The organism is Oricola nitratireducens (assembly GCF_014904745.1).
Classification (GTDB): Bacteria; Pseudomonadota; Alphaproteobacteria; order Rhizobiales; family Rhizobiaceae; genus Oricola; species Oricola nitratireducens.
This window is the reverse complement of the sequence record NZ_JACZCS010000050.1, coordinates 339599-352853: the sequence shown is the minus strand read 5'-3', so window position 1 is coordinate 352853 and position 13255 is coordinate 339599. Positions and strand designations below refer to the sequence as shown.

Annotated in this window: 12 protein-coding genes; all 12 read left to right on the top strand. The window is 62.7% G+C overall.

Annotated elements, in window-relative coordinates:
• Positions 1-19: 19 nt before the first annotated feature.
• The 12 genes from IG169_RS22315 to IG169_RS22260 all read left to right on the top strand — a co-directional run bounded on the left by IG169_RS22315 (position 20) and on the right by IG169_RS22260 (position 12934).
• Positions 20-643 carry an NADH-quinone oxidoreductase subunit J gene (locus IG169_RS22315; protein ID WP_193178456.1) on the top strand — a complete coding sequence of 208 codons (624 nt, stop codon included), beginning with the start codon at positions 20-22 and terminating at the stop codon, positions 641-643.
• 5 nt (positions 644-648) lie between these two features.
• Positions 649-957 carry an NADH-quinone oxidoreductase subunit NuoK gene (nuoK, locus tag IG169_RS22310; protein ID WP_193178455.1) on the top strand — a complete coding sequence of 103 codons (309 nt, stop codon included), beginning with the start codon at positions 649-651 and terminating at the stop codon, positions 955-957.
• A gap of 7 nt (positions 958-964) precedes the next feature.
• The gene (gene nuoL / locus IG169_RS22305; protein WP_193178454.1) at positions 965-3001 is read left to right on the top strand and encodes an NADH-quinone oxidoreductase subunit L; all 2037 of its coding nucleotides are present in this window, start codon (positions 965-967) and stop codon (positions 2999-3001) included.
• Complete coding sequence (locus IG169_RS22300) at positions 3001-4521, top strand: NADH-quinone oxidoreductase subunit M (RefSeq protein ID WP_193178453.1); 1521 nt, start codon at positions 3001-3003, stop codon at positions 4519-4521. The genes nuoL and IG169_RS22300 overlap by 1 nt, the downstream gene beginning before the upstream one ends.
• A 19-nt stretch (positions 4522-4540) precedes the next feature.
• A complete protein-coding gene (gene nuoN, locus IG169_RS22295) occupies positions 4541-5986 on the top strand; it encodes an NADH-quinone oxidoreductase subunit NuoN (RefSeq protein ID WP_193178452.1) in 1446 nt (481 codons plus the stop codon).
• A gap of 22 nt (positions 5987-6008) precedes the next feature.
• Positions 6009-6812 carry a biotin--[acetyl-CoA-carboxylase] ligase gene (locus IG169_RS22290; protein ID WP_428982276.1) on the top strand — a complete coding sequence of 268 codons (804 nt, stop codon included), beginning with the start codon at positions 6009-6011 and terminating at the stop codon, positions 6810-6812.
• On the top strand, positions 6809-8485 hold the full coding sequence (locus IG169_RS22285) for a ribonuclease J (protein ID WP_193178451.1): 1677 nt from the start codon (positions 6809-6811) through the stop codon (positions 8483-8485). The genes IG169_RS22290 and IG169_RS22285 overlap by 4 nt, the downstream gene beginning before the upstream one ends.
• 20 nt (positions 8486-8505) lie before the next feature.
• Positions 8506-8910 (top strand): methylmalonyl-CoA epimerase, encoded by a 405-nt coding sequence (gene mce / locus IG169_RS22280; RefSeq protein ID WP_193178450.1) that lies wholly within the window; start codon positions 8506-8508, stop codon positions 8908-8910.
• 3 nt (positions 8911-8913) lie between these two features.
• Positions 8914-9201, top strand: coding sequence for a DUF1467 family protein (locus IG169_RS22275; RefSeq protein WP_193178449.1), 288 nt, complete (start codon positions 8914-8916; stop codon positions 9199-9201).
• 397 nt (positions 9202-9598) lie between these two features.
• Complete coding sequence (gene proS / locus IG169_RS22270; RefSeq protein WP_193178448.1) at positions 9599-10927, top strand: proline--tRNA ligase; 1329 nt, start codon at positions 9599-9601, stop codon at positions 10925-10927.
• A 4-nt stretch (positions 10928-10931) separates the two neighbouring features.
• The gene (locus IG169_RS22265; protein WP_193178447.1) at positions 10932-12242 is read left to right on the top strand and encodes a lipoprotein-releasing ABC transporter permease subunit; all 1311 of its coding nucleotides are present in this window, start codon (positions 10932-10934) and stop codon (positions 12240-12242) included.
• Positions 12242-12934, top strand: a complete 693-nt coding sequence (locus IG169_RS22260) for an ABC transporter ATP-binding protein (RefSeq protein ID WP_193178446.1) — start codon at positions 12242-12244, stop codon at positions 12932-12934. Before IG169_RS22265 ends, IG169_RS22260 begins: the two co-directional genes overlap by 1 nt.
• Positions 12935-13255: the final 321 nt, after the last annotated feature.

Below are 13255 nucleotides of genomic sequence, written 5' to 3'. Positions count from 1 at the left end.
GGAGATCGGGGAAGCGATCATGATTACTGGGTTAGGGGCGGCGTTCTTCTACCTCTTCGCCTTCATCGCGATTCTTAGCGCATTCATGGTGATTGCCGCGCGCAATCCCGTGCATTCGGTGCTTTATCTGATCCTGACGTTCTTCAACGCGGCGGCGCTGTTTTTGCTGACGGGCGCGGAATTCCTGTCGATGATCCTGCTGGTTGTCTATGTCGGCGCGGTGGCGGTTCTGTTCCTGTTCGTCGTCATGATGCTCGACGTCGACTTCGCCTCGATGAAACGCGGCGCGCTCGAATACGCGCCGATCGGCGCCGTCGTCGGCGTCGTGCTCGCCGCCGAACTGCTGATCGTGCTGGCGGGCAACGCCACCCACATCGTCGCGCCCGCGGTCACCGCGCTGCCGACGCCCGACCCGGCGGTGCGCCACAACACCGCCGCGCTCGGCGACATTCTCTACACCGACTACATCTTCTACTTCCAGATTGCCGGCATGGTGCTGCTGGTCGCCATGATCGGCGCCATCGTGCTCACGCTGCGCGCGCCGCGCCCGAACGTGAAGCGCCAGAACATGGCCGGACAGGTCGCGCGCACGCCGGCCGATGCGATCGAAGTGGTCGACGTCGAGACAGGCAAGGGGATCTGAGGCCCATGACCATCACCATTTCCCACTATCTGGCCGTCAGTGCGATCCTCTTCGTGATCGGCGTGTTCGGTATCTTCCTCAACCGCAAGAACGTCATCGTCATCCTGATGTCGGTGGAACTGATCCTCTTGTCGGTGAATCTGAATTTCGTGGCGTTCTCCGCGCATCTGCACGATCTGGTCGGCCAGGTCTTCGCATTGTTCGTGCTGACGGTGGCCGCCGCCGAGGCCGCCATCGGCCTCGCAATCCTTGTCGTCTTCTATCGCAACCGCGGATCGATCGCGGTCGAAGACGTGAACATGATGAAGGGCTGACGGCACCATGTATCACGCCATTGTCTTTCTGCCGCTGGTCGGGTTCTTGATTGCCGGGCTTTTCGGCAACTCGATCGGCGCCAAGGCCAGCGAATACATCACCTCCGGGATCATGCTCCTGGTCGCGGCGCTGTCGTGGATCGCGTTTGCCACGGTCGCCTTTTCCGAGGAACCGGTCTTCACCATCCACGTGCTGCGCTGGATAACGACGGGCACGCTTGACGTGAACTGGGCTCTGCGCATCGACACGCTGACCGCGGTGATGCTCGTCGTCGTCAACACCGTGTCGGCGCTCGTGCATGTCTATTCGATCGGCTACATGCACCACGATCCGAACCGGCCGCGCTTCTTCGCCTACCTGTCGCTGTTCACCTTCGCCATGCTGATGCTGGTGACATCGGACAACCTCGTGCAGATGTTCTTCGGCTGGGAAGGCGTCGGTCTCGCGTCCTACCTGCTGATCGGCTTCTGGTACAAGAAACCGTCGGCCAACGCCGCCGCGATGAAGGCCTTCATCGTCAACCGCATCGGCGACTTCGGTTTCGCGCTCGGCATCTTCGGCGTCTTCGTCCTGTTCGGCTCGGTCAATCTCGGCACTATCTTCGCCAATGCCGCGTCCTTCCTGCCCGCCGAAGGCGCCCATGGCGCCGCCGAGGCGGCAACGGCGGATGGCGGCACGGTCCTGACCTTCCTCGGCTATCACCTCGACAAGGCGCATGCGCTGACGATCGTCTGCCTGCTGCTCTTCATGGGCGCGATGGGCAAGTCGGCGCAGTTCCTGCTGCACACCTGGTTGCCGGACGCGATGGAAGGCCCGACGCCGGTCTCCGCGCTCATCCACGCAGCGACCATGGTGACCGCGGGCGTGTTCATGGTGGCGCGCATGTCGCCGCTGTTCGAACTGAGCCCGACCGCACTGACCGTGGTCACGACCGTCGGCGCGATTACCGCCTTCTTCGCCGCCACCGTCGGCCTCGTCCAGAACGACATCAAGCGCGTCATCGCCTACTCGACCTGTTCGCAGCTCGGTTACATGTTCGTGGCGCTCGGCGTCGGCGCATACGGGGCAGGGATTTTCCACCTGTTCACCCATGCCTTCTTCAAGGCGCTGCTGTTCCTCGGCGCAGGCTCGGTCATCCATGCCGTTTCCGACGAGCAGGACATGCGCAAGATGGGCGGGCTGCGCAAGCACATCCCGATGACCTACTGGATGATGGTGGTCGGCACGCTGGCGCTGACCGGCGTCGGCCTGCCGGGCACGCTGATCGGCACCGCCGGCTTCTTCTCCAAGGACGCCATCATCGAGAGCTCCTTCGTCGCCCACAATCCGGCCTCCGGCTTCGCCTTCGGCCTGCTGGTGATCGCGGCGCTGTTCACGAGTTTCTATTCCTGGCGGCTGATCTTCATGACCTTCCACGGCAAGCCGCGTGCATCCGCCGATGTGATGCACCATGTCCATGAATCGCCGCCGGTGATGCTGATCCCGCTTTTCGTTCTGGCCGCCGGTGCACTGTTCGCGGGCCTCCTGTTCCACGAGTCCTTCATCGGCCATGCCGCCGAGGGCGCGCATCACGAGGGCTGGTACAACGAGTTCTGGCGCGCCGCGCTGGTCGCCGGCCCGGACAACCACATCCTCGCCGACATGCACTCGGTGCCGCTGTTCGTGAAGCTGAGTCCCTTCATCGTCATGGTGCTCGGTCTGGTGATCGCCTGGTACATGTATATCCGCTCGCCGCAGGCGCCCAAGGCGCTCGCCGCGCAGCACGAGGGGCTCTACAAGTTCCTTCTCAACAAGTGGTATTTCGACGAGCTTTACGACTTCCTGTTCGTCAAGCCGGTCATGCGTCTCGGCACTTTCCTGTGGAAGTGGGGTGACGGCTGGCTGATCGACGGCTTCGGTCCCGACGGAATCGCGATGCGTGTCCGCCAGGTGACCACCCGGGTCGTGAAACTGCAGACCGGGTACCTTTATCATTATGCGTTCGCGATGCTGATCGGTGTTGCCGCGCTTGTTACGTGGATGATGCTCGGGGGCAGCGTCTGATGGCCGGTATGCCGATCCTTTCTCTGGTTACGTTCCTGCCGCTCGTCGGCGTTCTGATCATCCTGTTCATCAACGATGACAGCGAAATCGCGCGGCGTAACATCCGCATGGTCGCGCTGCTGACGACGGCTTTCACCTTCGTCATTTCGCTGCTGATCTGGGTGGGCTTCGACACCAGCAATCCGGGCTTCCAGTTTGTCGAGAAGGTCGACTGGCTGGACAGCGGGATTTCCTATCACATGGGCGTCGACGGCATTTCCATGCTGTTCGTCATCCTGACCACCTTCCTGATGCCGCTCTCGATCCTGGCCAGTTGGGAAGCCGTGCAGAAGCGCGTCAAGGCCTACATGATCGCCTTCCTGGTGCTCGAAACGCTGATGGTCGGCGTCTTCTGCGCCCTCGACATCGTGCTCTTCTACGTCTTCTTTGAAGGCGGCCTGATCCCGATGTTCATCATCATCGGCGTGTGGGGCGGCAAGCGCCGTGTCTATGCCTCGTTCAAGTTCTTCCTCTACACGCTGCTCGGCTCGGTGCTGATGCTGCTCGCCATCATGGCGATGTACTGGAACGCGGGCACGACCTCGATCCCGGACCTGCTCGCGCATGACTTCCCGGTCGGGATGCAGAACTGGCTGTGGCTGGCCTTCTTCGCGTCCTTCGCCGTCAAGATGCCGATGTGGCCGGTCCACACATGGCTTCCCGACGCGCATGTCGAGGCGCCGACCGCCGGCTCCGTCATCCTTGCCGCCATCCTGTTGAAGCTCGGCGGCTACGGCCTTATCCGCTTCTCGCTGTCGATGTTCCCGGTCGCCTCGGCCCACTATGCCGATTTCGTTTTCACCCTGTCGGTGATCGCGATCATGTACACGTCGCTGGTCGCCCTGATGCAGGAAGACATCAAGAAGCTGATCGCCTATTCCTCGGTCGCCCATATGGGCTACGTGACCATGGGCATCTTCGCGGCCAATCACCAGGGGCTCGACGGCGCGATCTTCCAGATGCTGTCGCACGGCCTCGTTTCGGGCGCGCTGTTCCTGTGCGTCGGCGTCGTTTATGACCGCATGCACACCCGCGAGATCAATGCCTATGGCGGTCTCGTCAATATCATGCCGCGCTACGCCGTCGCCTTCATGATCTTCACCATGGCCAATGTGGGCTTGCCGGGCACGTCCGGCTTCGTCGGCGAGTTCCTGACGCTGATGGGCATCTTCCAGGTCTCGACCTGGTTCGCGCTCTTCGCGACGACCGGTGTGATCCTGTCTGCGGCCTATGCGCTGTGGCTGTACCGCCGCGTGATCTTCGGCGTGCTGGAGAAGGAAAACCTCAAAGCAATGCTCGACCTGTCGGTGCGCGAGAAGGTGATCCTCTATCCGCTGATCGCGCTCACCATTTTCTTCGGTGTCTATCCGGCACCGGTCTTCGATGTCACTGCCGCGTCCGTAAACGCGCTTCTGTCCGACTATTCCGCGGCAATCGATGCGGCCCGCGCCGCAGCCGATGTCGCGATGGCGGTAAACTGATCCGGGGAGCCAGATAGTCATGTCCGCCGAAATGTTGTCCCAGAGCCTCTCGCTGGCGCTTCCCGAACTGATCCTCGCGATCGGCGCGATGGCGCTGCTGATGGTTGGCGTGTTCGCACCGGCCGGCCGCGCCAACTCGACCGTCACCGGTCTTGCTGTCGCGCTTCTGATTGCCGCCCTCGGCTGGATGCTGTTTATCGGCGGCGAGGGCACTGCCTTTGGCGGCGTCTATATCCAGGACGGTTTCGCCGTCTTCATGAAGACGCTGACCTTGATCGGTTCGATCGTCGCGCTCGCGATGTCGGTCGGTTTCGCCCGCGCCGAGAAATTCGACCGGTTCGAATTCCCGATCCTGATCGTGCTTGCGACCCTCGGCATGATGCTGATGGTATCCGCCAACAGCCTGCTGACGCTCTATATGGGTGTCGAACTGCAGTCGCTGGCGCTCTATGTCCTCGCCGCGATCAACCGCGACAGCGTCCGTTCCACCGAGGCAGGTCTTAAATATTTCGTTCTCGGCGCATTGTCGTCCGGCATGATGCTCTACGGCATCTCGCTGATCTACGGCTTCACCGGCCATATCGAGTTCGCCGCGATCGCCGACGCGCTGACCGGAACCGGCCGCTCCATCGGCGTGCTGTTCGGCCTCGTATTCCTGATCACGGGCCTTGCCTTCAAGATCTCGGCTGTGCCGTTCCACATGTGGACGCCGGATGTCTATGAGGGCGCGCCGACACCGGTGACGGCCTTCTTCGCTGCCGCGCCCAAGATGGCGGCCATGGCGATGTTCGTGCGCGTCGTCATCGACGGGTTTGGCCCGGTCACGTCCGACTGGCAGCAGATCATCGTCTTCATCTCGATCGCGTCCATGGTGCTCGGCGCGTTCGCGGCCATCGGCCAGCGCAACATCAAGCGCCTGATGGCCTACTCCTCGATCGGCCACATGGGCTATGCGCTTGTCGGCCTCGCCGCCGGCACGATGGTCGGCGTCAAGGGCGTGATCATCTACATGACGATCTATCTGGCGATGACGCTCGGCACTTTCGCCTTCATCCTCGCGATGCGCCGCAAGGACGAGGGCAATGTCGAGAACATCGACGATCTCGCCGGCCTTTCCTCGACCAACCCGGTGATGGCGACGCTGTTGACGATCCTGATGTTCTCGCTTGCAGGCATTCCGCCGCTCGCGGGCTTCTGGGGCAAGTGGTATGTCTTTCTCGCGGCCGTCGAGGCCGGGCTCTATCCGCTCGCGATCATCGGCGTGCTCGCATCGGTCGTCGGCGCCTTCTACTATCTGCGCATCATCAAGATCATGTGGTTCGACGAGTCCGTCGGCGGCTTCGTCCCGGCGGCGGGCGAACTGCGCCTTGTCATGGGCGTCTCCGGCCTCTTCGTCCTCGGCTATGTCCTGATCGGCGGGCCGATCGCCATGTCCGCCGAGGCGGCCGCCCGGGCGCTCTTCTGAGCCCGGGAGCCGGGACCGGCCCGTGACGGGATCAGCGATCGAGGGCCTGCCGGCCTGGCGGCACCTGAACCTGATGGCCGTCGGTTCGACCAATGCGGAAGCCATGGCGCTGGCGGCTGCCGGCGATCTCGGCAATCTCTGGATCACCGCCGCCGAACAGCTCTCGGGACGCGGCCGGCGCGGCCGCGAATGGTCGTCGCCGCCGGGCAATCTCTACGCCTCCGCATTGCTGATTAATCCGGCGCCGGTTGCCGGGCTCGGCGCGCTGCCGCTGGTCGTCGCCGTCGCCGTGCGTGAGGCGATCGCCGCCTGCGGACTGCCGCCCGGCACGCTGCTTTCCATCAAGTGGCCGAACGACATCCTGCTGAACGGCGCGAAATGCTGCGGCATGCTGCTCGAAAGCCAGATCCTGCGCGACGGGCGTCTGGCGGTCGTCATCGGCTGCGGCATCAACATCGTCAGCCATCCCGATCCGGGTCTTTATCCGGCGACGGCGCTGAACCGCGAAGGCATAAGCGCCACGCCGGCGACGCTGTTCGCCCATCTGGCGCGGGCCATGGACAAGGCTCTGGCGCTCTGGGATGGAGGCCGCGGCATGGCGGCGATCCGCGACCGCTGGCTCGCCCACGCGCACGGGTTGGGGGAATCCATTACCGTCAACCTTGCAACCGAGCGGGTGGAAGGCCTATTTGAAGGTATCGATGCCGACGGAATTCTGCTTCTCCGTACCCGGCAGGGGGCCATCCAGCCGATTTCCGCTGGTGATCTTTTCTTTGACAATTTGACAGGCGGCGCCGGATACGCGCTCGAAAAAGAACAAGAATGAGCATGGAAGAATTGGTGTTTGTGCCGCTTGGCGGCGTGGGTGAAATCGGCATGAATCTGGCGATGTACGGATTTGGCCCCAAGGGTAACCGCGAATGGATCGTCGTCGACTGCGGCGTGACCTTCCCGGGGCCGAACCTGCCGGGTGTCGATCTCGTGCTGCCCGATATCCGCTTTCTGGAGTCTGAGCGCAAAAATGTGCGCGCGATGATTATCACGCACGCGCATGAGGACCATTACGGCGCGGTCCTGACGCTTTATCCGCGCATTTCTCCCGAGGGCACGCTGCCCGTTTACGCGACCGCGTTCACCGCCGGTCTGCTCGAGGCCAAGGCGCAATCGGAGCCCGGGGCACCCAAGATCGACGTTACCGTGTTCCAGCCGGGCGGTAAATTTCAGGCCGGTCCTTTCGAGATCGAGACCGTCACGGTCACCCACTCCATTCCGGAGCCGGTCTCGCTTGCGATCACCACGCCGCTCGGCACCGTCCTGCACACAGGCGACTGGAAGGACGACGACGAACCGGCGATGGGGCCGAAGACGGACCGCAACGCCTTCGAGAAGCTCGGCGACCGGGGCGTATTGGCGCTGATCTGCGACTCCACCAACGCCATGCGCGAGGGAGTCTCGCCGTCGGAGCAGGACGTTTCGGACGGCCTTCGAAAGGTGATCGAGGCGGCCGAGGGCAGGGTGGCTGTTACCACCTTCTCGTCCAATGTCGGGCGCATCCGTTCGATTGCCGAAGCCGCACGCGACTGCGGCCGCGAGGTTCTGCTGCTGGGACGGTCGATGAAACGCGTTGTCGATGTCGCCAGGGAGCTCGGTTACATGGAAGGCTTGCCGCCGTTCCTGTCCGAAGAGGACTTCGGTTATATTCCGCGTTCGAAGGTCGTCATCATCCTGACGGGGTCGCAGGGCGAATCGCGCGCCGCGCTCGCCAAGCTGTCGCGCGACGAAATGCGCGATGTGGCGCTGACGGCGGGCGATACCGTCGTCTATTCGTCGCGCATGATTCCGGGCAACGAGAAGGCGGTGATCGAGACCAAGAACCGCCTGATCGACATGGGCATCGAGGTCATCGAGGATGGCGATGCGCTGGTGCATGTCTCCGGCCATCCCCGCCGCAACGAATTGCGCGAGATGTACAAGTGGACGCGTCCCGCCATCGGCGTGCCGGTCCACGGCGAGGCAGCCCATCTTGCCGCCCATGCCAAACTGATGACCGAATGCGGCATCCGCGACGTGGTTCCGGCACGCAATGGCGATATGGTGCGCCTGGCGCCTGGCGATCCGGAGATTGCCGATGACGTGCCGCACGGCCAGGTCTTCAAGGACGGCGCGTTGATCGGCGACGAAGAGGAACTCGGCATCGCCGACCGCCGCCGCTTGTCATTTGCCGGGCATGTCGCCGTTTCCATCGTGCTGAACAAGCATCACGAACTGAGCGCCGATCCCGAAATCGTCGCCATCGGCGTACCGCAGACCGACGCCCGCGGCGAAGATATCGAGGATCTGATGTATGACGCGGCTGTCGAAGCGGTCGAGAGCATTCCGCGCGCGCGCCGCCGGGATCTCGATCTGGTCGAGCGCGCCGTACACGGCGCGGTACGCGCCGCCGCGCGCAATGCCTGGGGCAAGAAGCCGCTGGTCAGCGTGCTCGTATCGAGCGCCTAGACGCGTTATTGGAGATCACCATGCTTGGACGATTGAACCATGTCGCCATCGCCGTGCCGGATCTTGAGGCCGCCACGCGCAAATATCGCGATGTTCTCGGCGCGAAGGTGTCCGCGCCGCAGGCGTTGCCCGAACACGGCGTCACGGTTGTCTTCGTCGAACTGGCCAACACCAAGACCGAGTTGCTGGAGCCGCTTGGCGACCGGTCGCCGATCGCCGCCTTCCTGGAAAAGAATCCGTCCGGCGGCATTCACCACATGTGCTACGAGGTCGAGGACATCATCGCTTCGCGCGATGCGCTGCGCGCTGAGGGCGTGCGCGTGCTCGGCGACGGCGAACCGCGGACTGGTGCGCATGGCAAGCCGGTGCTGTTCCTTCACCCGAAGGATTTCGACGGCACCCTCATCGAACTGGAGCAGGTCTGAACCGTGAGTTGGGTATCGATAATCGCCATCTTCTTCGTCATCTGGTGGCTCGTGCTGTTCACGATGCTGCCCGTCGGCGTGCGCAGCCAGATCGAGAATAACGACATAACCCTGGGCACCGACCATGGCGCGCCGGTGAAGCCCGCGCTGCTGCGCAAGATCGTGCTGACGACGCTGGTATCGCTCGTGATCTTCGGCGCGTTCTATGTCGTGACCGCGGTCATGGGATACGGCTTCGACGACCTTCCGCGGATCGTGCCGGAATACCAATACCATGATCCAAAAAATTAAGTGGCAGGGCTTGCACCCTGCCACTCAGAACGGGCCTGATTTTCGTCCGCTGTTTTGACAGCGTCGCAGCTCGATTACCGAGCGCGGAAAATCTGATCCTCCCAAGACTTTGGCCGCGTTCACCGGTTTATCCGGCTTTCGCCGAATAAAACCGGAACCTTTCGTAGCAATGCTTGGCGCCGTTGTCACCGAAAAAATGAAGCCCGCGTGTTGATGTAAAGTAGAAGGTGAACTCGGCCCCCGTCCGGTGGTGCCGGCGCGGTGTTTGCGCCGAGGCGCGGCCATTGGAAAGAGAACCGTTTCCATTTGTGCCCGAACCGCTTTATGAACACTGCCGTCACGCCGGAATTGCGCCTGATTCTCGTACGAAACGAACTATACCCTTCTGGAACCCGCCATGCGTCTGTCGCGTTATTTTCTGCCCCTTCTGAAAGAGAATCCCAAGGAAGCCGAGATCGTCTCGCACCGGCTGATGCTGCGTGCCGGCATGATCCGCCAGCAGGCCGCCGGCATCTATTCCATGCTGCCGCTCGGCAAGCGGGTTCTCGACAAGGTCTGTAACATCATTCGCGAGGAGCAGAACCGTTCCGGCGCCATCGAGATCCTGATGCCGACAATCCAGTCGGCAGACCTCTGGCGCGAAAGCGGGCGTTACGACGACTACGGCAAGGAGATGCTGCGCATCACCGACCGCCACGAGCGCGATCTTCTCTATGGTCCGACCAACGAGGAGATGGTCACCGACATCTTCCGGTCCTATGTGCGGTCCTACAAGGACCTGCCGCTCAACCTCTACCATATCCAGTGGAAGTTCCGGGACGAGATCCGTCCGCGTTTCGGCGTCATGCGCGGCCGCGAGTTCCTGATGAAGGACGCCTATTCCTTCGATCTCGACTTCGAGGGCGCCCGGGCGGCCTACAACCGCATGTTCGTCGCCTATCTGCGCACCTTCGAGCGTTGCGGCCTGAAATCGATCCCGATGCGCGCCGACACCGGCCCGATCGGCGGCGACCTCAGCCACGAATTCATCGTCCTCGCCGACACCGGTGAATCGGAGGTCTTCTGCCATCGCGATTATCTGGAAATGGATGTGCCCGGCGCCGATGTCGATTTCACCGATGATGCGCAAATGGCATCGATCGTCGAGAAATGGACGACGCCCTATGCGGCGACCGACGAAATGCATGACGAGGCCGAGTGGGAAAAGACGCCGATTCCCGAGCGCCTGTCGGCGCGCGGCATCGAGGTCGGCCATATCTTCCATTTCGGCACCAAGTATTCCGAGCCGATGGGCGCCGTCGTGACGGGCCCGGACGGCAAGCAGCATGCCGTCTCGATGGGTTCCTACGGGATCGGGCCGACCCGCCTCATCGCCGCCATTATCGAAGCCTCCCATGACGACAATGGAATCATCTGGCCCGAAAGCGTGGCGCCCTTCGGCGCCGGCATCATCAATATGAAGCCCGGCGACGCCGGCTGCGACTCGTGGTCGGACGACCTCTACGCGAAATTCGCCGCCGCCGGGGTTGATCCTCTCCTCGACGACACCCACGAACGCGCCGGCGCGAAATTCGCCGCCATGGATCTGATCGGCCTGCCTTGGCAGGTGACCGTCGGCCCGCGCGGGATCGGGTCCGGCGTGGTCGAGGTCAAGAACCGCAAGTCCGGCGAGAAGCAGGAACTTTCGCCGGAAGCCGCCGTCAACCTGATCGCCAAGGGTGCCTGAACGCGTGAGCGCTGTCGCCGAAACAGAAGTGACATCCGGGCCCGCGCCGCGAAACGGTTCTGCGCACCCGTTCTCGGCCTTCGAGCGGCTGGTCGCCTGGCGCTATCTCAAGCCGCGCCGCAAGGAAGCGGCCGTCTCCATCGTGACGATCATTTCGCTGGTCGGCGTCACGCTTGGTGTCGCCGCGCTGATCATCGTCATGGCGGTGATGAACGGTTTCCGCGCCGAACTGCTCGACCGTATTCTCGGCCTCAACGGCCATCTCGTGATCTCGCCTGTCGACACGCCGCTTACCGATTACGAGGAAGTCGCCGCCCGTATCGCCAAGGTGCATGGCGTGAAAATGGTCATGCCGATCGTCGAGGGGCAGGCTTTGGCGACCGGCAATTCCGGCGCCGGATCAGGCGTGCTCGTGCGCGGCATTCGCGGCGAGGATTTCGTCAAGCTCGATTCGATCTCCAAGAACATCAAGGAAGGTTCCGTCGAATCCTATCTGACCGGTGACGGTGTCGCGATCGGAACGGGCATGGCGCTCGACCTCGGGCTGGTGGTTGGCGATCTGATCAAGGTGATCTCGCCGGAAGGAGACGTAACGCCCTTCGGCACGACGCCGCGCGTGAAGTCCTATCCTGTCCGCGCGATCTTCCAGATGGGCATGTCGGAATACGACAAGTCGATCATTTTCATGCCTCTGGAGGAGGCCCAGCTCTATTTCAATCAGGAGGGCCAGGCGCAGGTGATCGAGGCTTTCGTCGATGATCCCGACGCCGTTGACAGCTACAAGCCCCTAGTCGAAAAGGCGGCGGGGCGGCCCGTCTACATCTCCGATTGGCGCCAGCGCAACCAGGCGTTCTTTTCCGCGCTCCTGATCGAGCGCAATGCCATGTTCCTGATCCTGTCGATCGTCGTCGTGGTCGCCTCGCTGAACATCGTCGCGAGCCTGATCATGATGGTCAAGGAGAAGGCGAGGGGTGTCGCCATCCTGCGCACCATGGGGGCGACTCAGGCGGCGGTGATGCGCATCTTCATCATGGCCGGCATCGGTGTTGGTTTCGTCGGCACCATGGCAGGCCTGATCCTCGGGCTGCTCGTATGCTGGAACATCAAGGGCATACAGCGGGTGATGAACTGGTTGTCCGGCACCGATGTCTGGGATCCGACGATCCGTTTCCTCAGTGAAATTCCCGCCAGGATGAATCCTTACGAGACGACAGCCGTCATCTTCCTGTCGCTCGGCCTGTCTTTCCTCGCCGCGATCTTGCCGGCCTGGCGGGCCGCCAAGCTCGATCCGGTCGAAGCGCTGAGGTACGAGTGATGGCGTCCGCTCAAAGCGTTCTGCGCCTGGAGGGCGTCCAGCGCTCCTATGTCGAGGCCGATCACCAGCTTGAAATCCTCAAGGGCGCCGATTTCGAACTGAAAACGGGCGAGATGGTCGCGCTCGTCGCGCCGTCCGGCGCAGGCAAGTCGACGCTGTTGCACACCGCCGGTCTCCTCGAGCGCCCCGACGGCGGCGAGGTCTATATCGCGGGCGCGGCATGTGGCACGCTCTCCGACGGGGAGCGCACGGCGCGGCGGCGCAACGATATCGGCTTCGTCTACCAGTTCCATCATCTGCTGCCGGAATTCTCGGCGCTGGAAAACGTCATGATCCCGCAGATGATTCGGGGCCTGCCAAGTGCCGAGGCCGCCGAGCGCGCGCGCCAGCTTTTGGATTATCTGCGCGTCGGGCCGCGCGCGGAGCACCGTCCGGCCGAATTGTCTGGTGGCGAACAGCAGCGCGTCGCCATCGCCCGCGCGGTCGCCAATGCGCCGTTGATCCTTCTCGCCGACGAACCGACCGGAAACCTCGATCCGGAAACCTCCGGCTATGTCTTCGAGGCACTGTCGGCGCTGGCCCGCCAGTCCGGGCTTGCCGCCCTGGTCGCGACCCACAACCACGCGCTCGCCGAACGCATGGACCGGGTCGTCACGCTCGAGGACGGCCGCATCATCCCCTATACCGGCTGAGACCGGATTCACCCTCCGTTAACCGCGATAATGGGCGGGCTAATGATAGGACTCTTTTCCCTTGAAAAGAGAACATAGATGGAACATAAAAGAGACAGACGCAAAACAAGGAGACTGATCCATGACCCTCATCCTCCGCGATATCGCTTCTTTCGTTTCCATCGCCGCGTTTGTCGCGACCTTCTCGATTTGCGTTAACGCGCTCTGAGACTGCCTATCCACAGCGATGCCGGGACCCGCTCCCGGCAATGCTGGACCTGCGCCGCCCACCCTCCCATAGTGCGCCAAGGACGACTCTGTTACGGCATGTGAAATGCTGTG

What these genes read in the sequence shown, in the direction of transcription:
- IG169_RS22315 (WP_193178456.1), top strand. Translation starts at nt 20, where the DNA reads ATGATTACTGGGTTAGGGGCGGCGTTCTTCTACCTCTTCGCCTTCATC.
- nuoK (WP_193178455.1), top strand. Translation starts at nt 649, where the DNA reads ATGACCATCACCATTTCCCACTATCTGGCCGTCAGTGCGATCCTCTTC.
- nuoL (WP_193178454.1), top strand. Translation starts at nt 965, where the DNA reads ATGTATCACGCCATTGTCTTTCTGCCGCTGGTCGGGTTCTTGATTGCC.
- IG169_RS22300 (WP_193178453.1), top strand. Translation starts at nt 3,001, where the DNA reads ATGGCCGGTATGCCGATCCTTTCTCTGGTTACGTTCCTGCCGCTCGTC.
- nuoN (WP_193178452.1), top strand. Translation starts at nt 4,541, where the DNA reads ATGTCCGCCGAAATGTTGTCCCAGAGCCTCTCGCTGGCGCTTCCCGAA.
- IG169_RS22285 (WP_193178451.1), top strand. Translation starts at nt 6,809, where the DNA reads ATGAGCATGGAAGAATTGGTGTTTGTGCCGCTTGGCGGCGTGGGTGAA.
- mce (WP_193178450.1), top strand. Translation starts at nt 8,506, where the DNA reads ATGCTTGGACGATTGAACCATGTCGCCATCGCCGTGCCGGATCTTGAG.
- proS (WP_193178448.1), top strand. Translation starts at nt 9,599, where the DNA reads ATGCGTCTGTCGCGTTATTTTCTGCCCCTTCTGAAAGAGAATCCCAAG.
- IG169_RS22260 (WP_193178446.1), top strand. Translation starts at nt 12,242, where the DNA reads ATGGCGTCCGCTCAAAGCGTTCTGCGCCTGGAGGGCGTCCAGCGCTCC.